The organism is Rhizobium sp. S96 (assembly GCF_030382195.1).
Taxonomy (GTDB): Bacteria; Pseudomonadota; Alphaproteobacteria; order Rhizobiales; family Rhizobiaceae; genus Rhizobium.
In genome coordinates this window covers 204802-227791 of sequence record NZ_JAUDRY010000006.1, presented here as the reverse complement: position 1 = coordinate 227791, position 22990 = coordinate 204802, and the positions used below count along the sequence as shown (strand labels likewise).

The 22990-nt window shown below is 60.7% G+C and carries 19 protein-coding genes; 3 read left to right on the top strand and 16 right to left on the bottom strand.

What is annotated here, in order from left to right; translation table 11 throughout:
• The first annotated feature begins 825 nt into the window (after window positions 1-825).
• The gene (locus QTL94_RS08735; RefSeq protein ID WP_289801251.1) at window positions 826-1254 is read left to right on the top strand and encodes a plastocyanin/azurin family copper-binding protein; all 429 of its coding nucleotides are present in this window, start codon (window positions 826-828) and stop codon (window positions 1252-1254) included.
• An 89-nt stretch (window positions 1255-1343) separates the two neighbouring features.
• Here the strand turns inward: QTL94_RS08735 and QTL94_RS08730 are convergent, their stop codons facing one another.
• Window positions 1344-2264: a LysR substrate-binding domain-containing protein gene (locus tag QTL94_RS08730; RefSeq protein WP_289801250.1), complete on the bottom strand. Its 921-nt coding sequence runs from the start codon at window positions 2262-2264 to the stop codon at window positions 1344-1346.
• Between the two features lie 83 nt (window positions 2265-2347).
• Here QTL94_RS08730 and QTL94_RS08725 point away from each other — a divergent pair, with 83 nt between their 5' ends.
• Window positions 2348-3058 (top strand): SDR family oxidoreductase, encoded by a 711-nt coding sequence (locus QTL94_RS08725; protein ID WP_065692687.1) that lies wholly within the window; start codon window positions 2348-2350, stop codon window positions 3056-3058.
• Window positions 3059-3125: 67 nt separating this feature from the next.
• Here QTL94_RS08725 and QTL94_RS08720 read toward each other — a convergent pair whose 3' ends face one another.
• The 6 genes from QTL94_RS08720 to QTL94_RS08695 form a co-directional block, all read right to left on the bottom strand.
• On the bottom strand, window positions 3126-4142 hold the full coding sequence (locus QTL94_RS08720) for a LacI family DNA-binding transcriptional regulator (protein WP_065692688.1): 1017 nt from the start codon (window positions 4140-4142) through the stop codon (window positions 3126-3128).
• Between the two features lie 107 nt (window positions 4143-4249).
• Entirely contained in the window at window positions 4250-5530 is a 1281-nt protein-coding gene (locus QTL94_RS08715; RefSeq protein WP_065692689.1) for a D-tagatose-bisphosphate aldolase, class II, non-catalytic subunit, read from the bottom strand.
• A 1-nt stretch (window position 5531) separates the two neighbouring features.
• Entirely contained in the window at window positions 5532-6476 is a 945-nt protein-coding gene (locus QTL94_RS08710) for a tagatose kinase (protein WP_065692690.1), read from the bottom strand.
• Between the two features lie 22 nt (window positions 6477-6498).
• Window positions 6499-7461: an ABC transporter permease gene (locus QTL94_RS08705; protein WP_289801249.1), complete on the bottom strand. Its 963-nt coding sequence runs from the start codon at window positions 7459-7461 to the stop codon at window positions 6499-6501.
• Entirely contained in the window at window positions 7458-8975 is a 1518-nt protein-coding gene (locus QTL94_RS08700; protein ID WP_289801248.1) for a sugar ABC transporter ATP-binding protein, read from the bottom strand. Before QTL94_RS08700 ends, QTL94_RS08705 begins: the two co-directional genes overlap by 4 nt.
• A 112-nt stretch (window positions 8976-9087) precedes the next feature.
• Window positions 9088-9972, bottom strand: a complete 885-nt coding sequence (locus QTL94_RS08695; RefSeq protein WP_502944113.1) for a substrate-binding domain-containing protein — start codon at window positions 9970-9972, stop codon at window positions 9088-9090.
• Window positions 9973-10434: 462 nt separating this feature from the next.
• On the opposite strand from QTL94_RS08695, the gene QTL94_RS08690 reads away from it, so the two are divergent.
• A complete protein-coding gene (locus QTL94_RS08690) occupies window positions 10435-11172 on the top strand; it encodes an EF-hand domain-containing protein (RefSeq protein ID WP_113522793.1) in 738 nt (245 codons plus the stop codon).
• A 73-nt stretch (window positions 11173-11245) separates the two neighbouring features.
• Here QTL94_RS08690 and QTL94_RS08685 read toward each other — a convergent pair whose 3' ends face one another.
• From QTL94_RS08685 to QTL94_RS08645, 9 genes are all read right to left on the bottom strand, one after another.
• The gene (locus QTL94_RS08685; RefSeq protein WP_289801247.1) at window positions 11246-12328 is read right to left on the bottom strand and encodes an S-methyl thiohydantoin desulfurase family protein; all 1083 of its coding nucleotides are present in this window, start codon (window positions 12326-12328) and stop codon (window positions 11246-11248) included.
• Window positions 12329-12342: 14 nt separating this feature from the next.
• Window positions 12343-13422: an S-methyl thiohydantoin desulfurase family protein gene (locus QTL94_RS08680; protein ID WP_065692696.1), complete on the bottom strand. Its 1080-nt coding sequence runs from the start codon at window positions 13420-13422 to the stop codon at window positions 12343-12345.
• Complete coding sequence (locus tag QTL94_RS08675; protein ID WP_065692697.1) at window positions 13415-14959, bottom strand: hydantoinase/oxoprolinase N-terminal domain-containing protein; 1545 nt, start codon at window positions 14957-14959, stop codon at window positions 13415-13417. Before QTL94_RS08675 ends, QTL94_RS08680 begins: the two co-directional genes overlap by 8 nt.
• Window positions 14956-15882: an ATP-binding cassette domain-containing protein gene (locus tag QTL94_RS08670; RefSeq protein WP_065692698.1), complete on the bottom strand. Its 927-nt coding sequence runs from the start codon at window positions 15880-15882 to the stop codon at window positions 14956-14958. The genes QTL94_RS08675 and QTL94_RS08670 overlap by 4 nt, the downstream gene beginning before the upstream one ends.
• On the bottom strand, window positions 15879-16721 hold the full coding sequence (locus QTL94_RS08665) for an ABC transporter ATP-binding protein (protein ID WP_065692699.1): 843 nt from the start codon (window positions 16719-16721) through the stop codon (window positions 15879-15881). The genes QTL94_RS08670 and QTL94_RS08665 overlap by 4 nt, the downstream gene beginning before the upstream one ends.
• Window positions 16721-17608, bottom strand: coding sequence for an ABC transporter permease (locus tag QTL94_RS08660; RefSeq protein ID WP_289801246.1), 888 nt, complete (start codon window positions 17606-17608; stop codon window positions 16721-16723). Before QTL94_RS08660 ends, QTL94_RS08665 begins: the two co-directional genes overlap by 1 nt.
• Window positions 17608-18672, bottom strand: coding sequence for an ABC transporter permease (locus tag QTL94_RS08655; RefSeq protein ID WP_198928726.1), 1065 nt, complete (start codon window positions 18670-18672; stop codon window positions 17608-17610). The genes QTL94_RS08660 and QTL94_RS08655 overlap by 1 nt, the downstream gene beginning before the upstream one ends.
• Window positions 18673-18777: 105 nt before the next feature.
• Entirely contained in the window at window positions 18778-20346 is a 1569-nt protein-coding gene (locus QTL94_RS08650) for an ABC transporter substrate-binding protein (RefSeq protein ID WP_289801245.1), read from the bottom strand.
• Between the two features lie 213 nt (window positions 20347-20559).
• A complete protein-coding gene (locus QTL94_RS08645; RefSeq protein WP_065692702.1) occupies window positions 20560-22920 on the bottom strand; it encodes a response regulator transcription factor in 2361 nt (786 codons plus the stop codon).
• Window positions 22921-22990: the final 70 nt, after the last annotated feature.

Sequence of the window (22990 nt, the reverse complement as noted above, 5' to 3'; positions counted from 1 at the left end):
TACGTCGCCTGGCGCGAAATCCATGTTCTGCCAGAACTCGAGCTGGTTCGCGTACGTGACTCCCGACGACCAAAGACTGTTGACGGCGTCACAACCGGAAGACGCCAATGCCAGGCCTGGCGTCAGCAATGAAGTTAATAAAAATACCGCGACGGTCCGGCGAATCCGCGCAATTGCTCCGCTGCAGAGCGATGCCGTTTGTCGGGCTAGTCGCCCCAAATGAGCACCATACCCAGTGCGCGGGAACCTTGCTCGAACTGACCGGAAGGGCGCCGCCAACATGGCGCTCATGATGGCAAGGAACGTGAATGCGGCACGAGCTACTCTTGGCAACATCTTAATATCTATCACTTTTGTGTCAAAAATTGACTATCGGTATCTAAAATGTCGGCGCGGGATATGCGCTTGCTGCGCAACGATCGCATTGCGATGAAATGACGCCTCGTCGGATCGCAAAGATCCGCCTTCAGCATTGCCCCCTCCCGAATCTTTAATCAGGGCTATAGAAGAAAATATCCACTTAATTCACGCTATGCGCGATATATTCCGTCGCGTCTTTGATTGGATGTTACTCCAAAGACGCATTTTTTTACCAAGGAAACGTATCTGTTCGGTAATGCGGCTCGAGAAATCTATGTCCACAGCGTCTCAATTGCCTGCGGCCCTTGTAGGGGACGTGTTCAACCGGGGATGGGCGCCGTTGCCCAGCTGTTTGTTGCCAGCGCTCGGCTTCTCGGGCCGGCGAGCGTAATACATGACATTCAGTTGTCCGTCAGCAAGAGCCGCTAGATCGCGGATCGGGCTGGCATTTAAAGGATCAACGGTATGTCATTTCGTCGAAATACGCTGACTGCACTCGCTCTGATTTCTCTTGTTTCTCCGTCATTTGCTGCGACCTCTACGGTCAAGGTGATGGAAAACGGCGAAGGCGGTGGACCCATGACAATCTCGCTGGACCAGCCGACCGTGAAGGCCGGTGACGTTGTTTTCTCGGTTCACAACGATGCTATGACAGAGGAACACGAAATGGTGCTGGTCAAGCTCAAGTCTGCGGACCAGACGATCCCGGTTGTTCAGTCGAAGCATCGCATCGACGAGAATAAGCTGAAAAGCCTCGGTGAAGTGTCGGACCTGAAGCCTGGTGCGGATGGCACGCTGAAAGCCAAGCTGAAGCCGGGCTCCTACCTCCTGTTCTGCAATATCAAGGGCCACTACGAGGCCGGCATGCATGCCGCTCTGACGGTCACGGAATAAGCCAGCTGTAATATGGGCACATCAAGGCTCCGCGGCCCGTGAAGGCCGCGGCGCCTTTTTCACAGCGGTTACATCCTTGTGCTCCTGACTTAGCCATGCTTGCTGCCCAGCAGCAAAGGCCGGCTAACCCTCACAATGGCATCGATGGCCACGCGCAGGCGCGGGAGCATGACTGCCGACGCTGTCCAGATCACATGCACGGGACGGTGGCCGGCAATGTAATCGTCAAGGACAGATAAAAGCAGCCCGGTGTCGAGATCGTCCTGGACCAGCCAGCGTGGCAAGAGGCCAAGCCCGTGTCCGCCCCGGATCGCGGAAAGCGCCAACAGGCTCCCGTCAAGCAGCAGTCTTGCCTTCGGCTCCCAGCTTACCAGCTTGCCATCGGGGTGTCGGAATTGCCATGGAGCGGGCCTTCCGTTCCCCGGCGCGCCGATGATCTCGTGACCCGACAGATCGCCGGGATCGAGAGGCCGCTTGCGCTCTTCGAAATATGTCGAAGAGCCACATAGGACGATATCCTGCGTGCCAAGTCGTCGCGCCATCAAGCCGGTCACATCGGGAAGTTCGCCGATCCTCACGGCTAGGTCGACCCCCTCCCCCGGGAGATCGACCGCCTCTGTCGAGGTGGAGATTTCCAACTCCAGGCCAGGGTACTGCCTGCACAACTCATAGAGCGCCGGGGCAACGACCTCAGCACCAAACAATGGCGGAAGCGTAACATGGAGCTTGCCGGCCGGCTCGCGGCCAAGCCCAGAGATCGTCGCCTCGGCCTGCTCGATATCAAGGCGCGCGCGGCTGCAGACATCCCGGTAGATCCGACCTTCCTCCGTCAGGCTCACGCGGCGTGTCGTACGCTGGAAAAGCCTCGTGCCCAATCTGTCCTCCAGGCGGGCAATGGCCTTCGCCACTGCCGATGAGGTAAGCCTGAGCCTGGTGGAGGCCGAGACAAAATTTCCCGCCTCGCAGACGGCCAGGAATACGCGGATGTCATCGCCGGGTTGGTGTCGCATGGTTCCTATTAGCGAAATGATGTCATCAATTGAAGGAATATTTGGTGTTTTTGCGGAAGCCTGGGCCTTGTTAGGTTGAGAGCATGAACAACAATCGTACCTATGCCATCATCGGGGGAACGTCCGGTATCGGATTTGCCCTCGCCCGCAATCTTGTCGATCGAGGCGATCGCGTCGTCCTTGGCGGACGTTCCCCCGAGCGTCTTGGCCAAGCACTGACGGCGCTGGGGCCGAACGCCTCCGGCGTCACCGTCGACATCACCGACCGTTCATCGCTGCAGCGCTTCTTCTCCGAAGGGCCAGCCCTGTCAGGTCTTTTTACCCCGGCCGCGTCCTATGCGACCGGCAGCTTTGCCGACGGCGACCTGGAAACAAGCGAGGGGTTGTTCAAGGCGAAATTCTGGGGCCAGTACTGGGCGGTGCACGCAGCCCTTCGGCATCTCCTGCCGGAGGCATCGGTCGTCCTCATGTCTGGTGCTGCCTCCGTTCGGCCGATCGGCGCACCGGCCTACGCCGCCTGCAATTCGGCGCTGGAAGGACTTGCGCGGGGTCTGGCGATCGAGCTCAACCCGATCAGGGTCAATTGCCTTTCCCCGGGGACCACGGACAGCGAGCTCTGGCGCAATCGGCCCGATAGCGTCCGCGAACCGGCATATGACTACTGGAAGAAGCTTTGCATTGTCGGGCGACCGGCGACGTCGGAAGAACAGGCGCACGCCGCGCTGTTCCTTCTCGACAATACCAATGTCACCGGCAGCACGCTCTTCTGCGACGGCGGCTATACCTTCCGCTAACGCAGCGTCGGCGGCGTCAACTCACTTTTCTGAAATGGTGCCGGTGCCCGCTTCGCGGGCAGCGGCCTTATGCCGATTCGCGCAGGATGATCTCTGCGTTCAGCAGCACCTGCTCATCGAGCGCCGAGCCGCTGGTTTCGTCATCCTCTTCGCCAAGCTTCCGCAAGAGCAGCTGCATGGCGATGCGACCGATCTCATTGTAGCTCTGGGCGACGGTGGTGATCGGTGGGCAGGCATAGCGCGACAATGGGTGATCGTCGTGCCCGGCTATCCGAAGTTGGCTGCCGGCCGCCCGGCCGACCTTTATCCCTGCATGATAGGCTGCCGAAATGGCTCCGAAGGCGATGCGATCGTTTGCGCACAACACCGTCGATGTCGGGAAGCCGCCGCCCTGGAGGATGCGGGTCGTCTCCTCATAGCCGAACTTCTCGAAGTCCCAGTCCGTTGGTTTGCCGATCGGAAGCACGATGGGCTCCATTCGCAGCTGCGACATGGCCTCCCCATAAGCCGAGGCGCGCGTGACGGCATTGGTGTTTACCGGCGGCATGCCGAGATAGCAGGGCGGTTCGCCAGAGCGACACAGGTAGTCGACGATCAGCTGGAAGCTCTGGCGATTGTTGGTGCCGACAAAGGGCGAAACATCATCCAGGGGTGAATCGACGAAGATGAGCGGGATCGAGGCAGAGAGCGAGAGCAGCGTCTTGTGCTGGGATTGCACGCCCAGCGGGGCAATGATGGCACCGGCGACGTTCATCGACTTCAGCGTCTCGATGGCGCGCGCCTCCATCTCCGCGTTGCCGTCGGAAGACAGCACGAAGGCGAGAAAACCGGCGGCATTCGCAATCAGCTCCACGCGCCGGGTCAGGGCCATGTAGAATGGATCGGTCGAATTCGGGATGATGATCCCGATGATGTTGCTGCGTCTGCGGTTGAGGTTTACCGCAAAGAGGTTGGGTCGAAACCCACTCTGCTTGAGTGCAGCCTCGATGATGTCACGGGTCTTCCGCCGGACAGACGCCGGATCGCTGAAGTACTTCGAGACCGTCGGGCGCGACAAGCCCACAAACTCGGAGAAGTCTTCCATAGTTCTGATGGGTTTATCTGACAAATTCGCGTCCACCCCCGTGTCAATCGATTTAAACTATTCGAGTTATCAACCAAAACTTCTGGCAAGGCGCAAGCCGCGTCCGATCAGGCGCGGCAGGCTGTGAAGTAGTCGTCGAGGACGCGGTCGACGGCGGCGAGCGCCAGATCCTGGGCCTGTGGCTTCACCCGGCCGTCGCGCACGGCGGGATAGTTGCCCTGCAGGTACTGGCTGATCAAGGTTTCGGGGATCTCGACGCCCTCAAGAATGGCGAGGAGCTCGCTGACTGCGGCATTGATTTCCGGGTGCGGCCAGTAGTAGCGGATACGGTCGCTGTAGCTGAAATGGCGCTGCAGGTGCTGTTCATCCATGGAGCCGTGATAGTATTTCTGCCAATTCCCCGGCTCCTGCGTCAATACGCGCTCGATGATCGAAACGAGTGTTTCCTTGCGCTTGCCAGGGAACAGGAAGGCGGCGATCTGATCGAGGCCGTAGAGTGCTTCGCGAAGGGCAAAGGTAAGCCCGGGCCCGACCTTGAGGATGGCAAAGCCGTCGAGCACGAGCTGGCGCAGCGCTGCCTGCGTCTGATAGTCGGTCGAATGCGCTTCGAATACCAATCCTGGCACATCTGACAGCGTCGCGCTGAGTGCGCGGGCCGCTTCCGGCTCATAGGCGATGACGTTCTCGTTGCCGAATTCGACACCCGGCTGGACGACCGCCGCGACGACGCGCGAGAATGCCGATCCGACGCCGGCTGCTTCGAATGCCTTGCGATGCACGGCAATGGTTTCGCGTGCCGCGTCCGGCTTGGTGACTTCGAGAACCTCGAGTTCTTCCATGGCACCGCCCGGGATCGGTACCTCGGTGCCGACGATGTAGACCGGCTTGATGCCGGCAGAGCCGTCAAGCGCGGCTTCGGCAACAGCAGCCAGGCTGGCGGCGCGTTCGGCGGTCAAGACATCCGGAAGGGCGACGGGCTCACCGGCGCATCCCATGCTGGTGTCGAGATGGAGTTTTGTGAAGCCGGCCTCGGCATAGGCCTTGATCATCACCTTGGCCTTTTCCATCGCTTCGCTTGCGGGCAGGCTCTTCCATGGGTTGGGCCCAAGATGGTCGCCGCCAAGGATAAGCTTCTCAAGCGGAAAGCCGGTCTTGGCCGCGATCTTCTCAACGAAGGCGCGAAAATCGGCTGGCGTCATGCCGGTATAGCCACCGTCCTGGTTGACCTGGTTGCAAGTCGCTTCGACGAGGAGATATTCGCCGCGGCGCAATGCGTGCAACATCGACGCTTCGATCACAACAGGATGCGCCGAGCAGATCGACGGAATTCCCTTTGAGCCGGCGCGCTGGCGCCACGATGCGATGTCCGAGAGATAGCTCTGTTGCATGTCAGGCCTTACCTTGCAGTTTGATCAGGGAATCGAGTTCCGCCTTGGTGGACGCGCCTTCCATCGGCCCGGCCCTGGTGACGGCACGGGCGCCCGAGGCGTTGGCGTAGAGAAGCGCATCGGCCGGGCTCGCGCCGCGCAGCCAGAAGGTGACGAAGGTCGCGCCGAAGCAGTCTCCTGCTCCTGTCGGATCGACCTCTTCGACCTCGAAGCCATCAAGGCTCAATGTCGTCTTGCTGTCGAAGTAGGTGGCACCCTTGGCGCCGCGCTTGACGACGATCGCCTTGATCCCCTTGGCAAGGAGTTCGGCAACGGCATCCGCCTCGGTCTTTGCCTCGGCAAACAGGAACAGCTCCTCGCCGCTCGGCATGAAAAGGTCCGTCTTCGACAGAACGGTCTGCAGGGCCTCGCGCATGCCGGGGCTGTCGAGGATCTCCGGCCGCAGGTTCGGATCGAAGGACACGGTGCCGCCGGCACCCTTGATGCGTTCAACGGCCGTCAGGATGCTTGCGACAACACTTGGGGCATAAAGCGCCGTCCCCATGACGTGCATGTGCGTGCAGCTGTCGATGAGTGCGAGCATCTTGTCCGAGAGATCGATCACCCCACAGGCGCTGTGACGGATATTGAAGACGAAGGCGCGGCTTCCGTCTTCGCGATATCGCACGAAGGCGCTGCCGGTTGTGCCCTGCGGCACAACGTCGATGCCGGAGACATCGACGCCATCGGTGGTCAGGCGGTCGATATTCACCCAGCCGAAATCATCGTCGCCGACGCGCGAGATGATGGCACAGTCCTGTTCAAGCTTGCCGACCTGATCGATGAAGATCGCCGGCGCGCCAGACGGAAAGGGACCGATCAGCGGAACGGCTTCGCGAAAGCCGTTGCCGCGGTTCGTGGCGATGATCTCGACGAGGATCTCGCCGATGGTCAGGATTTTCGACATGGAAATACCGCTTGGATTGAAATTACTGCTTGGCCCGCTTGGCGCGGACGTCGAGCCCGACGGCAATGAGGATGACCACGCCCTTGACGATGAGCTGGTAGAAATACGGCACCGACAGCATGTTCATGCCGTTGTTGAGCACGCCAATGATCAGTGCGCCGATCAGCGTGCCGATCATCGTGCCGACGCCACCCGAAAGGCTCGTGCCGCCGAGGACCGCCGCGGCGATCGCGTCCAGTTCGTAGCTCATGCCGGCATTGGTCTGGGCGGAGAACAGGCGCGACGACAGGAGGATGCCGCTGATGGCAGCCATGACGCCGGAAATCATGAAGATGATGATCTTCAGGCGATCGACCTTGATACCGGAGTAGAGCGCGGCCTCGCGGTTGCCACCGGTGAGGTAGGCACGGCGACCGAAGGTCGTCTTGCTGAGCAGCACGTGATTGAAGACAAACAAGACGGCCACGAACCAGATGACGATCGGGATGCCGACAAAGCTCTGCGTGCCGATTGCCGTCCATGTCGCATCGGTGATCATCGCAGGCGCACCGTTGGTCGGCAGGCTGACGAGACCGCGATAGATACCCATCGTCGCGACCGTGACGATGAATGAGGGCAGCAGGAACTTTGCGGTCAGCACGCCATTGGCCAGACCTAGGACGGCGCCGGCGATAAGGGTCAGCACGAAAGTCGGCAGGAAGCCGAACCCGAAGGCGAAACACTGAGCTGCGACCATGCCCGCGAGTGCGATGATCGAGCCGATCGACAGGTCGATTTCACCGAGCAGGATCACCCAGGTCATGCCGAAAGCGGCAATGGCGATGACAGCCACCTGTTGTAGCACGTTGAGGAAATTGGCAACCGACATGAACCGCGGGTTCATGACGGAGAAGATGATGCACAGGACAATCAGCGACAGGAATATGCCGCCATACTGCTTCATCACTTTCACAAAGGCAGCGTTGGCTGCAGTCTTCTCGCTCATGATACAACTCCCGTCGCAAAGCTCATGATGGTCTCCGGAGAAATCTGGTCGCGCGACATTGTCGCCGTCGTGCGACCCTCGCTCATGACGACGACGCGGTCGCTCATGCCGATGATCTCAGGAAGTTCGGAGGAAATGAGCACGATCGCGGTGCCCTGCGCCGCCAGTTGGCGAATGATCTTGTAGATTTCGAATTTCGCCCCGACATCGACGCCGCGCGTCGGTTCGTCGAGGATCAGAATCTTGGGTTTCGTGAGCAGCCACTTGGCCAGCACGATCTTCTGCTGATTGCCGCCCGAAAGGGATCCTGCGGCGGTATCAAGCGAAGCCGTCTTGATCGCCAGGCGTTTCACCTCGTCCAGAGCCGCGTTGCGTTCGCTTCTCCGCTTGAGGAAGCCAAGCGGGTTCGCATAGTGCTTCAGCGCCACCATCGAAATATTGGCCTCGACGCTGTGGCTGAGGACCAGCCCCTCTTCCTTGCGATTTTCGGTCACGAAGCCGATGCCGCGATTGATCGCCTCGACGGGCGAGCCAATGTCGATCTCAACGCCGTCGATAGCGACGGAACCGCCCGAAATCTGCTCCATGCCGAAGATGGCGTTCATGACCTCGGAGCGGCCGGACCCGATCAGGCCGAAGAAGCCGACGATTTCCCCGGCTCGCACTTCGAAGGAGATGTTTTCGAATTCTTCCGAGCGCGACAGGTTCTTGACCGCAAGAACGGCCGGCGCGGTCTGCTCCGGCGCGGGCACGTCGCGAGGCGGGTAGATCTCGTTCATGTCGCGACCGACCATCATCGCAATCAGCGCCTCGATGGTTGCGTCCTTCTTTTCGCGCGTCGTGATGTAGCTGCCATCGCGAACGACGGTGATGTCATCGCTTAGCCGCATGATTTCTTCCATGCGGTGCGAGATGTAGATGATCGCCACGCCGCGCGCTTTCAGCCGCGCGATGATGTCGAACAGGATCTCGGCTTCGCTATCGCTCAATGATGATGTGGGCTCGTCGAGGATGACGACCTTGGCATCGACGCTGAGACCCTTGGCGATTTCTACAAGCTGTCTTTGGGCAATCGAGAGATCCCCCACCTTGTCGCCGACCGAGACGGGCAACTTGAGGTCCGCAACGATCGCTGCTGCTCGGCGTGCCAGTGCCTTGTCGTTGATGAAGCCAGCCTTGGAAGGCTCGCGTGTCGCCAGGATATTCTCGGCAACCGTCAGGTTGTTGCACAGGCTGAGTTCCTGGAACACGATCGTGAGGCCGGCCTTTGCCGCATCCTGGGGATTGGCCGGCGCATAGGGCTTGCCATCAAGCCTGATGTCGCCCGTGGTCGGCTGGTAGACACCTGCAAGTATCTTCATCAGGGTCGACTTGCCGGCGCCGTTTTCGCCGAGAATCGTATGAACGCGCCCGGGCCGAACCGTCAGCTGCATGTTTTTCAGCGCAGTCACCGCGCCGAAGACTTTCGTTACATTCTTGATCTCAAGAATGGCGGCATCGCCGGTATTATCCATGTCATCACCTTTCACCTGCTTCCCGGCGGCCTGGCTCGGGTGAGCAAGCCGCCGGGGCAAGCAGTCCTCGCCCTTGAGCGAGGCGCCTTGGGAGGGCGTTTAAACGACAGACTTACTTCTTGGTGTAGACACCTGGGACGATCGGCTGCTCGGCGGGAACCGTTTCGCCGGCCGAAACCTTGATCGCGGTGTCAACAGCCAGCTTGCCCATCTGATCGGGGAACTGCTGGATGACGCCGACCATGTCGGGATCCTTGTCCACGGCGCCGAGCGCTTCAGGCATGCCATCGAAGCCGATGACCTTTACCTTGCCCGACAGGTTGGCGGACTTGACTGCGACAGCGGCGGCAAGCGCTGCGTCGTCGCCGAAGCCGAAGATGCCGTTGATGTCGGGATTTGCCTGCAGCATGTTCTGTGCGACGGCAAGCGCTTCAGCGCGCGTGATGCCGGTCTGGATCGACACGATCTTCATGTCGGGGTGCTTGGCAATGGCTTCCTTGAAGCCGTTGACGCGGTTGACGACGGACTGGACCAGCGGATAGTCGATGATCGCTACGTTGCCCTTGTTGCCGAGCTGCTCGGCCATCAGTTCGCCAGCCTTCACGCCACCTGCATAGTTGTCGGTGCCGATGTAGGAAGCAACCTGGGCGCCTTCGACCGGAACGTCGACCGTGATGACCTTGATCCCAGCGGCCTGCGCGCGCATGACGGCAGCGAGCGCGCCCTTGCTGTCAACCGGAGACATGACGATGACATCGACGCCCTTGACGATGAAGTCTTCGATGTCGGCGAGCTGCTTGTTGAGATCCTGATTGGCGATCGAGATTTCGAGCGGAACGTTCTTGGCTTTCGCTTCTGCCGTCATCGCCTTGGCGAGTTCGTTGTAGAACGGATGCTGCTGCGTCAACAGGGACGCGCCGATGCCTTCGGCATGGGCGCCGGCGGCAGCAATCACGAATGCGGCGGATACCAAAAGCGACTTTGCGAAACGAGAAATGAGCAAGATTTCCTCCCGGAAGTTTGAATGAGGCCAGTTGGCAGACCGTCGACATTGGCGGCCTCCTCGCCAACCGACGTCGCCTATTCATCATCAAACTTTGCGCGCGTCAACTTTAAAATATTTGCGCGTAAAATTATTTGTGGTGAGGCCAGCTCTCAGCGGCGCCAGGCGGCGGTCGCGGCATGGCTCAAGAATCAAGCAGTGAAAGGGCTTTTCGCGCGCGGTATCGGTTTAGTGCTCATGGCATCAGCGACGTCGCATAGCCTTGTGAACTGTGCATTGGATTGGGGCAATCGCTGTCCAGCGCGTCGCAATGTTCGCACAAGCTTGCGTCGTGATTAATTACAGTACTGATGGTTCTCGTAAATACTTAAGCGTTCACCGATGAATTGGTGCTGTTGTCGCGTCGGCGAACCATTCGACGCATGTCCTTCTCACGCCTTTGCCGGAGCGCCCCCCGTGACAAGCATCTCATCCGTATCAAGTAGCAGTTACCGCCAGTACCTGACGACGTCCACGAGTTCGACCGATAGTTCCGATTCCGTCTCGTCGCTGTTGTCGTCGAATACTGGTTGCAGCAGTTCGACATCCTCGAGCACCGATGACAGCGATACCGATTATTCCAATGCCGCCGCGACACTGATTTCGCAGCTGATGTCGCTCATTCTCAACCTGCAGAGCGGTGGATCGACCGACACCAGCAATTCCGAGAGCAATCCTCAGCAGGACATGATCTCTTCAATGGATACTGACGGTGACGGCAGCATCACCGCGGCGGAATTCGTTGCCGCGCGGCCGTCTGACGTCAGCGAAGAGCAGGCGTCCGCCCTGTTTTCGAGTTTTGACACGGAAGGCACCGGATCGCTGTCGACCGACGCTTTGGCCGAGCTCATGCAGCGCCCTTCACAGCCGCCTCCACCGCCGCCGATGCCAAGCGACGATGACCTGTCGGAAGCGTTTTCGGCGCTTGACACCGATGGCGACGGTACGGTCAGCGAAGCTGAGTTCGTTGCTGCGCGGCCTGATGACATGAGTGAGCCGCAGGCGTCCGACTTGTTCGAAAGCCTCGACACCGAGAGCAGTGGCTCCCTGACGGAAGAGCAGTTCACCTCGGCCATTCAGAAGGCATTGGCTTCGCCATTCAGCTATGCCGACGACTATACCGGTAGCACGACCGAGGAACTCCTTAGCATATGACGCGGAACAGGCCAGTTCGCGCTAGCGTGAACTGGCCTGCCTATGGCTTGAAGGGGCTACGGGCCGCGGCGTCTCAGGCGAAATCGAACGGCGTGTAGTCGATGTCGTAACCGAAGTAGCGTGGTCCGACGAGCGCGATACCTTCGGGGGTGCGCCATTGCTCGTTGCAGGGGAAAGCCAGCGCCACCAGCCTCAGCCCATATTTCAAGGCATCGGCCGTGACAGGATTGCCGCTGTCTGCCTCGAGAAGCGTGATGAGCTCAGGTGTTGTCACCAGGATCTCGCCATCGCGCTCGGCCATCAGAAACTCGTTCTGGAAGTCGAGCTTGAAGCTGTGGCCACGCCAATCCTCCACGCCGTCGAACCGAGCCGATCCACGCGCGAAGCCCCCTACCGTTCGACGATCGATGTCGCGCACGCGGCCATGGAAAATCACTTTCGCGCCCAGCATTTCGACGATGGCATCGACCGGGTCGGCATGCTGCGCGCGTGCCTGGCGAAGTGTCAGGCCAAGATTGGCACAAAGGGTGAGCGTGCCGCGCACAACCGCCTTCTTCGCGACCGCTCCGCTCATCGGATAAAAGGCCAGCAGCGCCGACCCGCCCATTTCGACCGTCGCCGCGCGGGCGAGCCGCTCGGTCCAGGCGTTGCTGACGGTCTCGAGCACGATCGAGTTGCCCTTGTCGTCGCAAAGCACCATGGGTGTGGCCGAAACGCCGTGCATAGTGAAGGTCACCATCTGGAGTTCCGGGTAGGCGCGGCCCATGCCATCTCCATCGACCAGCGGCAGACCGGTCATCGCCGCCACGACGAATGGCGTCGTGGAATTGACGCCACCGGCCTCGCCGCACAGGACCGCGTCGATCTTCCGGCCCATCAACTGCTCAAGCTGGCGGAACGCATTGATGAGTTCTTCGCCCTGGGGCAGCTTTTCGGTCATGACCGTCGGTGCGCCCATCATGCAGACGGGAACGACGAGCGCGTCGTCCGGTAGTTCTTCGACATCGACGATCTTGACCGGTCCATGCTGACGGATCGCCTGTTGTGCCATCAGCTTGCCGACATAGGGGTCGCCGCCGCCACCGGTGCCGAGAATGGCGCCGCCGATGGCGATGTCTTCCAAGTCCTCTGCGTAGACTGTGCGCAGGATCTTCATAGCTCTCTCCCCTGTCAGAGCGGTTTGAAGGTGAGGTCCGGATAGCCGAAGGCCTTGGGACCAACAATTTCAAGCGCTCTTGGCGTCTTCATGAGATCGTGGACCGGCAACCCGATGACCGCGACACGCTGCCCATAGCGCAGCATCTCGGTGGTAATCGGTTCTCCCGTTTCCAGTTCGAGGTTCATGATCAGGTCCGGAACCATGATGACGGGAACGCCATCTACCCACAACACGAGGTTCTCGTTCTGGATGGCGATTTCAGCCTCCGAACCAGCCCATTCGCCTATCCCCGAAATCTTCGCCTTGCCGCGCGAAAAACCGCCGGACAGCGATCGTTCGATGTCGGAGATCTTGCCCGTGAAGAACAGCTTGGCGCCGGTCTCTTCAACGATCTTCTCGACGACGTTCTGATGCTTTGCGCGTGCGCGCAACACCGTGTTGCCGATATTGATCGCCTGCGTAACCGTTCCGGGAACTGCGGTCCTGCGAACAAAGTCGCCGCGCATCGGTGCCGTTGCAAAGCCGGCCCCTGCCCCCATGTCGACGGAGACGTCACGGGCAAATTTTTCCAGCCAGAACATGTCGATGACATGCCGGAAGACGACGACATTGCCCTTCTCGTCGGCAATCGCTGCCGGCGATGGTTCGGCCCCGTAGATGAAGAACGTGGTCATCTGCACTTCGGGGAACGCACGGCCCATGCCGTCGCCGTCCACCACCGGGATGCCGGCTAGGCCGGCGACGATGATCGGCTCCATCGAATTGGCGCCACCGATTTCAGCCGAGATCACCGCTGAGCACTTGATGCCCATAGTTTCCTCGACGGCCATTACGGCACGGTGGCACTCGCCGCCCTCCTCGATCTTCTCGACGCCCACGACAGGCGCACCGATGCCGCCACATTCCGCAACCCAGGCATCATCGGGCAAGGCTTCGAGCGGCATGATCTCGATCTTGGCGCCCTTGCGCAGCAGTTCCCGCGTCCGCAGCATTCCGACATAGGGATTGCCGCCACCGCCGGTTCCCAGCAGTGCTGCCCCCAGGGCAAGCGGCATCAGGTCGGCTTCTTCGAGTCGCTTGAAATCAGACATGGAGTTCACCCACAGCCTTGACGCGTACGCGCGTTGCGTTGCCCGGAAGATAGGCGAGCGGCACATCCTCCACATCGACGATCTCGACACTGTCGCGCGCGGCACCCGCGGCGACGGCAGCATCGACGGCGCGCGCCTTGGCATCGCTGAGCGCCTGCTCACGGCCGATTTCGGCCAGTGCGTAGACGCGATCGATTTCGCCGGAGACCTGGGCAATCGCCGCCCCAACGGCATTTGCGACGCCGAAGTGGCTCGGCTTGATGATGTCCAGCCCACCGATCCGGCCGTTGACCAGAATGGAACCGCCGCCCACGACGATGACCGGCAAGGGTTCCGGCGACAGTCGGGAACGCTCTACGCAATCCTCAAGCATTTCGATCATCCTGCTTTGTGCGCGTTCCAGCAACTGCCCGGAAAGGCCCGAGACCTTGCTCTTGTCGCCAAGGTCGGCATGGCCGGCGGCAACGGCGATATCCGTCGTCGTCAGCGTGTCGCCGCCGAAAATCAGGGCTTCCGTCTTGATCCGGTAGCCGACCGAGGTGGGGCCGATCTTCAGGCCCGCTGCGTCTTCGACCACCAGCGAACCGCCGCCAAGGCCGATCGAGAAGACGTCGGGCATGCGGAAGTTGGTGCGAACGCCACCGACTTCCACGGCGACGGTTGCCTGGCGCGGGAAGCCCTTCTGCAGCGAGCCCACATCCGAGGTCGTGCCCCCGATATCGACGACGATCGCGTCGTGGACGCCCGACAGGAAGGCGGCGCCGCGCATGGAATTCGTCGGGCCTGATGCAAAAGTGAGGACCGGGAACTTTTCGGCGAAGGCGGCATCCATGAGCGTGCCGTCGTTCTGCGTCAGGAAGAAGCGGCCCTTGATGCCGGCTTCGGTAATGGCATTGCGGAACGCGTCGATGACGTGTGCAGAAAGATCACGCAGGCAGGCATTCATGATCGCGGCGTTTTCGCGCTCCAGCAGGCCGATGCGGCCGATTTCGCTGGAGAGCGTGATATGAGCATCGGGCATCGCACTGGCGAAGATCTCGCCGGCCCGCTTCTCGAATTCGTTGGAAACCGGCGAGAAGACCGAGGTGATCGCGATCGAATTGATGCCCTTGGCTTTGATGTCGGCCGCAATGCCGAGGAGTTCTTCCTCGTTGAGCGGCGAGATCACGCGGCCGTCGAATTCGTTGCCACCATGGGCGAGATAGGCATGGTTGCCGATCGCGGTCTTGAGATCCTCGGGCCAGTCGACCATCGGCGGCAGCGACGAGGTCGCGGGCAGGCCGAGACGCACGGCCGCGGTCTGCGCGAGGTCGCGACGCTGGACGACGGCGTTGGTGAAATGCGTGGTGCCGATCATCACGACGTCGACAGCGCTGGCCGCCATGCCCGATGCCGCCAGCACGTCCCTCAGCGCATTGACCACGCCGCTCATGACATCGGCCGTCGTTGCGGACTTCACGCCGGCCACCACCTGCGTGCCGTCCATGATGACGGCGTCGGTATTGGTGCCGCCGACATCGATCCCAATTCTAATCATCTTGGTTGTTCCTCATTGAAACCTTGTTTGGTATTCGACGTCTGACCTGCTGCCTGGTGGCCACCAGACCGCAATTCGATGAGCTTCTCGGCCGTTGGAATCTCACCATCGATCAGCGGAATCTTGGGGCGCATCGCCTCCTCCTCGGCCGAGATCACGGGCACCGAGGACAGAAGCAACTGCGTGTAGACATGTTGCGGGTTGCCGAAGACATCGGCCGTGGAGCCGGTCTCGACGAGCTTGCCGCGATAAAGGACGCCGACCTCGCTGGCGAAATTGCGCATCAGGCTGAGATCGTGTGAAATGAAGAGGAAGGTCAGATCGAGCTGTCGACCGAGGTCGACAAGAAGGTCGATCACCCTCGCCTGAACCGAGACGTCGAGCGCCGAGGTCGGCTCGTCCAGAACCACAAGCCGAGGCACGACGGCGAGCGCACGCGCAATCGCCACGCGCTGCTTCTGGCCGCCGGAAAGCTCGTGCGGAAAACGCTCGGCAAAATTGGCGGGAAGCTGGACCATCTCGAGCAACTCGCCGATACGCCGGCGGCGATCGGACGACGGGTGCCCGTGCGCGTCAAGCGGCACGGCAATCGACTGGCCGACAGTCCGACGCGGATTGAGCGACGAACCCGGGTTCTGGAAAACCATCTGCACTTTCTTGCCGTGCGTTCTCACGCCATGGCCGGCTTGCACAGGTTCGCCGTCGATCAGGATCTGGCCCGATGTCGGCTGCGCGAGGCCCATGATCATGCGGGCGATCGTCGATTTGCCCGAGCCGCTTTCACCGGCAAGGCCATAGACCGAGCCGCGTGGAACGAAGAAGGAAACGTCGTCGACAGCGCGGACCTCGCTGACCTGGCGGCCAAACGCGTTGCGTACCGGGAAGAACTTGGAGAGGTTGCGGACTTCGAGCATCGGGGTCATGCGCCAAGCTCCCGTGCGCCGAACGAGGTTCCGCCGGTCAGGCGCGGCACCGCGGCGATCAGGCCGCGCGTGTATTCGTCCCTCGGCGCGTCGAAGATGGCGCTCGTTGGTCCCTGCTCGACCACGACCCCCTTGTTCATGACATAGACGTGTTGCGAGGTCTCACGGACGACGCCGAGGTTGTGGGTGATCATCAGCAGCGCCAGCCCCCGCTCCTCCACGAGATCCTTGAGAAGCTTTAGAATCTGTGCCTGCGTCGTGACGTCGAGCGCCGTGCCCGGTTCATCGGCGATCAGGAGTTTCGGTTCGCTGAGCAGCGCCATGGCGATCAGGATGCGCTGGCGCATGCCGCCGGAAAGCTGGATCGGATAGGATGCCGAAATGCGTTCCGGATCGCGCATGCGCACCTGCGTCAGCACTTCGTGCACCCGCGCCATCCGCTCGCGGCCGGAACGGCTGCGCCCGAGGCGCCTGTCGGCATATTTCAGAATCGTCCCCATCTGGTCGGCAATGGTGAAAACAGGATTGAGCGAACTCATCGGGTCCTGGAAGACCATCGACATCGCCGTGCCGCGCAGCTTCAACCGTTCGGCCGCCGGCATCGTCAAAAGATCTGCGCCGTCATAGAGGATGCGGCCGCCGGTGATCCGCGCGGGTGGCTCACGCAGCAAACCCATGATCGCCTTCATCGTCACGGTTTTGCCCGAGCCGCTTTCGCCGACCAGCGCCACCTGCGAACGGGCAGGCACGTCGAGAGAGACTTTGTGGAGCACCTTGTTGGTGCGGCCATAGGTCGAGAATTCGACCGAGAGATCGCGAACGGAAAGAAGCGCATCCATCACTTGATCTCCTGAACATCGAAAAGATCGCGCAGACCGTCGCCCAGCAGGTTGAAGCCCAAGGCGATGAACAGGATCGCGCAGCCGGGCATGATCGATTCCCACCAGTAGTCGGGCAGGAAGGCGGATCCTTGCGAAACCATCGTGCCGAGATCGGGCGTTGGCGGCTGGATGCCGAGGCCGAGGAACGAAAGCGAGGCGCCGACGAGAATGACAAAGCCGCAATCGAGTGATGTCTTCACGGCGAGTGCCGAGACACAGTTGGGTAGGATTTCCCGGAACAGGATGTGGAACTTCGATGCTCCGAGTGTTTCTGCTGCTTCAACGAATTCGTGCGTCCGGAGCTGGCGTGTGATGGAATAGATCAGGCGTGTATGCCAGGTCCACCAGAGGGCTGCGATCGCCAGCATGGAATTGATGAGGTCCGGCGAGAGCACGGCCGCGACTGCGAGCGCCATGACCAGTGGCGGAATGGCAAGCGCGATGTCGGTGAGACGCATGATCACGGTTTCGACCCAGCCGCCGAAGTAGCCGGCCAGAAGGCCCATGATCGTGCCGAAGGGAACGGCGGTGCCCAGCACGACGAGCGCCAGAAGCAGGGATATGCGCATTCCGAAGATCACGCGGGTAAAGATGTCGCGCCCCACGTTGTCGGTCCCAAACCAGTATTCCGTCGATGGCGGCAGGTGCCGGGCCCTGAAATTGACGACCGCGCCGACATGCTCGGGATGAGGCGTGATGTAGGGCGCGAAAATGGCCGCGAGGATCGAGACGATGACCATCGCTGCGCCGATTACGGCCGTGGGATTGCGCGAGAAGCGGTACCAGTTCTGGTAGGCATTCGACAGGCGCGCCGGCTCGGCGACAAAGGTCTCAAGCTTGGCCATCAGCGATGCCCCCGGATGCGGACGCGGGGATCGACGAAGCCGACCAGAACGTCGATGATGAGATTGACGACGACGAAGAATACGCCGGAGACGATGACCACGCCCATGACGGCATTCAGGTCTTTCTGGATGATCGTCCTGACGCCATAGGCAGCCATGCCAGGCCAGGAGAAGACCAGCTCGACGACAAAGGCGTTGCCGATCATGGAGGCGAATTCCAGGCCCATGATCGTCATGGGTGGCACGAAACTCGGCCGCAGCATGTATTTGAAGACCCGGATCCGTTCGGGCACGCCAAAGGCACGGGCTGCCTCGATGTAATCCTGGCTCGATACGTCGATCATTGACGCGCGGGTGATGCGGGCGATCTGGCCCATTGTCGCCGCCGCGAGCGCAATTGACGGCAGGAGCAGATAACGGATCGCCTCACCGAACACGTCGAACCGTCCCTTGAGGATGGAATCGATGGTGATCAGGCCGGTTATGTCAGGTGAAAACACCATGTTCGGCGGCAGGCGACCGGTGGTTGGCAGGATATGCAGCACGTAGCCGGCAAGGATCTGCAGCAGCAACGCCAGGAAGAAGCTCGGCATCACGGCGGACACAATGGCGACTATCCGCACCAGATTGTCCGGCCACTTGTCCTTCCACCGAGCCGCGACGACGCCAAGCGGCACGCCGACAATGAACGCGATCGTGATGGTGAAGAGGACGAGTTCGAAGGTCGCCGCGAACGTGTCGCGGATGTCGTCGTTGACAGGGCGCTCGGTCAGCAGGGATTTGCCCAGGTCGCCCTTGGCCAGTCCCGTGACGAACAGTCCATACTGCTCGTAGAGCGGCCGATCGAGGCCGAGGCTGTGGGAGAGCTGATCCACCTGCTCCTGCGTGGCGCGGGGTCCAAGGGCGAGCCGCGCCGGATCGCCGGGCATGCCGCGCGCGATGGCAAAGATCACCACCGATAGTCCCACCAGGACCAGAAGCGACCATGCCACGCGCCGAAGGAGGAAGAGAAGGAACTCCAACTGACCGACCTCTTGTTGTTGGATGCCTGCGAAATCGGCCATAGCATTGCCTGGCGTTGCCGCCGCAAACTGTTGGCCTTTACCTTGCTGTTGCCCGCCCGATCCCGGCTTCGGTTATGGATGCGAAGCCGGGATCCGTCGTTCCTGTTACTTGCAAGTCCAGTGATAGCGCGTGAAGTCATAGTCGAAGGACTGCATGGGCACGGCGTTGAAGCCGGTCAGGCATTTGTCCATCGCATGCTGCACGTTCTGGGTCAGCAGGAACACGTCGGGCTGGATCTCGACGATCTTGTGCTGCAGGTCCTTGTAGATCTCGGCCTGCTTCTTGCTGTCGCCGGTCTCGCGGGCTTCGTCGATCAGCTTGTCGATTGTCTGATCCTGCAGCCACTCCATCGACATCCAGGTGCCGGCCGACTTGGAGTGGTACTGTGCGTAGAACATCGAGTCCGGTGACGGATAGGTCGGGCCAAAGAAGATCTGGTTGACCGCCGGTGTTGTCTCGACCTTCGAGGCGATTTCCGTGACGCGGTTCCACGGATCGGCCTGCTGGGTGACCTTGAAGCCGAGTTGCTCGAGATTGGCCTGCATCAGCAGGCTGATTTCTTCCTCGAACTTGGTTCCGGCGACATAGCCGAGTGTGATCGGAATTTCCTGGCCGGCATATTTCGACTGCGCGATCTCCGCCTTCGCTGCCTCCAGGTCATACTTCTGTTCCGGCAGATCCGAGGCATAGAAATCCGCAAAGCCCGACGGAAGCGGACCATTCATCTCGCCACCGGGAAAGACCACTTCACGGATCGTCTTGTAGTCGGTCGCGAGCGCAATCGCGCGGCGGATGTGGACGTCGTCGGTCGGCGGAGCCTTGGTATTCAGCTTGAGGTAGAAGGCCGTGGTGGTCGGCTGGGTCACGACGTTGAAGCGGCCCATGCCTTCGAGCGCCTTGTAGGTCTCGGGCGACTGGAACTGGCTCGACATGGTCAGTTCGCCGGACGCGGCAAGCGAGCGCACCGTAGCTTCGTCATTGGTGATGATCCAGCGCACTTCGTCGATCGGCCCTTCACCAAAGCCGTTGTAGTAGTTCTTGTCGCGAACGATCGTCATCTTCGCGCCGCGATCCCAGTCCTTCAGCGTATAGGCACCGGCACCGGCGACATGCGATGCAAAATAGGTCTGGCCGTCGTCACTACCCTCGTTGGCCTTGGCAATCTTCGAATTGACGATGAAGATGGCCGGCACCGTGGTCAGGAACGGCGAGAACGTCTTTTCCAGCGTGAACTTGACCGTCTTGTCATCGACCGCAACGACCGAACCCGGTTTCAGAATGCCCTCGAAAAGGGTCGCCGGCCCCTGGTTGATCCGCAGCGTACGATCGACGGAATAGACGACGTCGGCGGCCGTCACAGGTGAGCCGTCGCTGAAATGGGCGTCCGCGCGCAGCTTGAAGGTCACCTCTTTAGCGTCGGACGAAACCGTCCAGCTCTCGGCCAGTTCAGGCAGCAGGTTGCCCTTTGAGTCGACCGTGATCAGGCCGTCATAGAGGTTCACTGCCGCCATGTAGTCGGTGTAGTCGGAGATCTTTGCCGGATCGATGGTGCCGAAAATCTGCACCGTGTTCATCGTCACAACCGTTTCGGCCCGTGCTGCGCTGAAACCTGCGGTGCCGGCTATCATCGTCGTGGCCAGGGCGGTGGCTGCGAGAATCCTGAGCTTGCTCATCTTGTCTCCCGATTGGTTGGGTTCCCAGTGCGACCCTGGACGGGCCGTCGTGCTTGGTCGCTTGCGGGACCATAGCCCTTCAAGTCCCGGGGAGATTGCACGCGGTTTTTCGTCATGACAACGTCATGAAGGTCTAGGTTTTTGCGTAAATGGTATAGGTTTTGAAAGAGAGTTTAGAGAGAACTGGACCTGCGTCTCTCCATTGGTGGCGGATCAACCGACGATGCCCGCTGCGCGTGCCGTGCTGATCGCCTCCTGGCGCGTCCTGCAGTTGAGCTTTCGGTAGACATTGCCGAGGTGAAACTTCACCGTCGCCTCGCTGACACCGAGCATGGCGGCGATCGCCTTGTTGGCTGCGCCTTCTGATATCATCACCAGTATCTTGTTCTCACGCCGTGACAGTTCACTGCGCACACCGGACGCGCGGGCGAGATGACCGCTATCGCGCAACTTTCGGATCACCTGCCGGGCTGGGGACGATGCTGAGAGGAATTCGCTGATCCGCTTGTTGTCGAGCAATTCGGCAAGAAACACTTTTTCCTCGGCCAATGGCGCAATGGAGCCGAGCCTTGCTGCGTCCTCGAATAGCCTGAGGAGGACCGCGCGGGCTTTGGTCAGGTCTTGCCGACGCTTGTGGAGGTTCGCCAGCCAGATCGCGATGCACAATCGCTGGCGATCGGTGATGTTCAGGTTCCCCATGGCGGCCCCGAGGAGGTCGTGCAACTGCGGCATATCAGGTTGCTCGTGGAGGATCTGACGCAGCCATGCCAGCGCCAGACCGATTTCGTCGCGGTCGCGAAGGCGTGAAAGTGCATCCGGATTGGCCGCCATCCGCTCACGATTGATCGGCAGTTCCACGGTTTTCAGCATTGCGGCGGCTTCCGTCCACCGGTTGGCATTCTGAAGAACGATTGCCTCGCGTATGCTGACCATCGATTGAAAGGCCTGGTTGGAAAGCTGGTAGACCCGCCATCGCTCCAGAAAGCCGCGCGCTGCCGTCAGCGAGAAATGCGTCGCCATGGCTTGGCTACCGTAGAGCAGCGTGAATTCCATCAGGCTCGGCCAGATCTCGCCATGGGAGAAATCATCGATCTCGATGTTCAGGAAGCGCGCCAGCGGCTCGGCGCGGCCGCCTTCATATTCGATGCACGCTTCCAGCAGCGTCTGCAGGCGTACGTCGTTTGGAGTGTCGAACGGCACTTCGGACAGGCTTTTCGCGCCAAGTCCCGCGTGCTTGCGGGCGGTGACCGTATCTCCCTTCATCAAGGCCATCATCGCCTGATGCAAGCTGATATAGAAGCAGAGCATCGGTGCCTTGGCCGACTCGTAGTGGTACATCGCGCGCTGTGCCACCTCTTCTGCCTCGGCAAACTGCCGCCGCCTTATGTAGAACTCGAGAACCGAATTGTAGAAGCTGCCGCGGAACAGATGTGCGTCGCCCGGAAACTCCGCATTGATCGCAAAGAGCGCCTTCAGCATTTCCTCGGTAAACTGGTAGTCTTCGTAGATCAGCATCAGGAAGCGGAATTCCCGGAACTCGCGCGAGAAGATCGAGCGCGGGCTGAAGACCGCCTCGAAATCATTGGCGAAGTCGCCGAACCGGTCGACCAGCAGCCGTCGGGCACGGGAGATGTCGCCACGCTTCAACGCCTGCAGGGCGAGCGACAAGACCAGAACTTCGCTTTGATGCGCATATAGCGAAGGGAAGCCACCGAGCACCCGGTCGAACGCGTCCGGGCCGTGGTAGTAGAGAAAGAACAGCCCGCCAGCCTGGTGGAAATGCTGGTAGGCCTTATCGTGAAAACCCACCTGCTGGTAGGTGACGATCGCATCCACCGGCTTTCCGTGGGTTGCGTAGGCTTCGGCGATGGCGTTTGCCCCGGCAGGGGTGATCAGGCGTTGGGCGATTGCAGCGTTGACCGCTGATGTCAGGTGGTCGCCAAGTCCACGCGCGCGCAATCGCAGCCTGCGCTTCTCACCAATAGACGCGATTGGAAAGAGCCGGTTGGTGATTGGGATCGGCAAGTCCGAGCCGCCCGCAAGCAGCTTTAGATCGACAAGTTGCTCATCAGGCAAGGTTTCCAGGAACTCGGACTGCAGGAACGCCGAGAGATTGCCCGAACCGAGGCCGCGAAACGCAACCAACGGCCAACCGCCGGAAGCCTCCATGATGCCTGCAGCATTGTCCGCTCCGAAGAACTCGGCTGCCTCCTCATCGCAGAGGAGCAATTGCTCCGGCTCGAGCACATAGGCTGCGCCATAGGCAAGCGCTCGCGAGAGGCCGGGCAATTTCGTCTCAGGCCGCTTCGCTATGATGATGCGGCACTCGCCCGAAACCAACAATTCGGGCAATGCGCCCGCGACTGTATGGGGCGGGATGTCCCATAACACCGTCTTACCCGGGCGAAGGTCCGGGGCGTCTGCAGCGGCGTGCAGCTTGAACCGTCCTTGCTGAGCGATCTGGCGCAGGATAACAGACTTGCCCATGCCGGCCGGAGCCTCGATAACGACGATCGGCTCAGGGCGGCCCAGAATATGGTCGACAATTTTCGCGCGCGAAAAGACTGAATTCATGACGCTTGTTATCGTCCGATTTGCGGGGGCGGCGCAACCACGAGCAACACCGATCACGTGTGCCGTGTGA

Coding starts and splice junctions, on each gene's coding strand:
- QTL94_RS08645 (WP_065692702.1), bottom strand. CDS start 22,920: ATGAATTCAGTCTTTTCGCGCGCGAAAATTGTCGACCATATTCTGGGC.
- QTL94_RS08650 (WP_289801245.1), bottom strand. CDS start 20,346: ATGAGCAAGCTCAGGATTCTCGCAGCCACCGCCCTGGCCACGACGATG.
- QTL94_RS08715 (WP_065692689.1), bottom strand. CDS start 5,530: ATGCAACAGAGCTATCTCTCGGACATCGCATCGTGGCGCCAGCGCGCC.
- QTL94_RS08730 (WP_289801250.1), bottom strand. CDS start 2,264: ATGCGACACCAACCCGGCGATGACATCCGCGTATTCCTGGCCGTCTGC.
- QTL94_RS08675 (WP_065692697.1), bottom strand. CDS start 14,959: ATGATTAGAATTGGGATCGATGTCGGCGGCACCAATACCGACGCCGTC.
- QTL94_RS08705 (WP_289801249.1), bottom strand. CDS start 7,461: ATGAGCGAGAAGACTGCAGCCAACGCTGCCTTTGTGAAAGTGATGAAG.
- QTL94_RS08700 (WP_289801248.1), bottom strand. CDS start 8,975: ATGGATAATACCGGCGATGCCGCCATTCTTGAGATCAAGAATGTAACG.
- QTL94_RS08660 (WP_289801246.1), bottom strand. CDS start 17,608: ATGGCCAAGCTTGAGACCTTTGTCGCCGAGCCGGCGCGCCTGTCGAAT.
- QTL94_RS08710 (WP_065692690.1), bottom strand. CDS start 6,476: ATGTCGAAAATCCTGACCATCGGCGAGATCCTCGTCGAGATCATCGCC.
- QTL94_RS08680 (WP_065692696.1), bottom strand. CDS start 13,422: ATGTCTGATTTCAAGCGACTCGAAGAAGCCGACCTGATGCCGCTTGCC.
- QTL94_RS08665 (WP_065692699.1), bottom strand. CDS start 16,721: ATGGATGCGCTTCTTTCCGTTCGCGATCTCTCGGTCGAATTCTCGACC.
- QTL94_RS08735 (WP_289801251.1), top strand. CDS start 826: ATGTCATTTCGTCGAAATACGCTGACTGCACTCGCTCTGATTTCTCTT.
- QTL94_RS08725 (WP_065692687.1), top strand. CDS start 2,348: ATGAACAACAATCGTACCTATGCCATCATCGGGGGAACGTCCGGTATC.
- QTL94_RS08685 (WP_289801247.1), bottom strand. CDS start 12,328: ATGAAGATCCTGCGCACAGTCTACGCAGAGGACTTGGAAGACATCGCC.
- QTL94_RS08670 (WP_065692698.1), bottom strand. CDS start 15,882: ATGACCCCGATGCTCGAAGTCCGCAACCTCTCCAAGTTCTTCCCGGTA.
- QTL94_RS08655 (WP_198928726.1), bottom strand. CDS start 18,672: ATGGCCGATTTCGCAGGCATCCAACAACAAGAGGTCGGTCAGTTGGAG.
- QTL94_RS08720 (WP_065692688.1), bottom strand. CDS start 4,142: ATGGAAGACTTCTCCGAGTTTGTGGGCTTGTCGCGCCCGACGGTCTCG.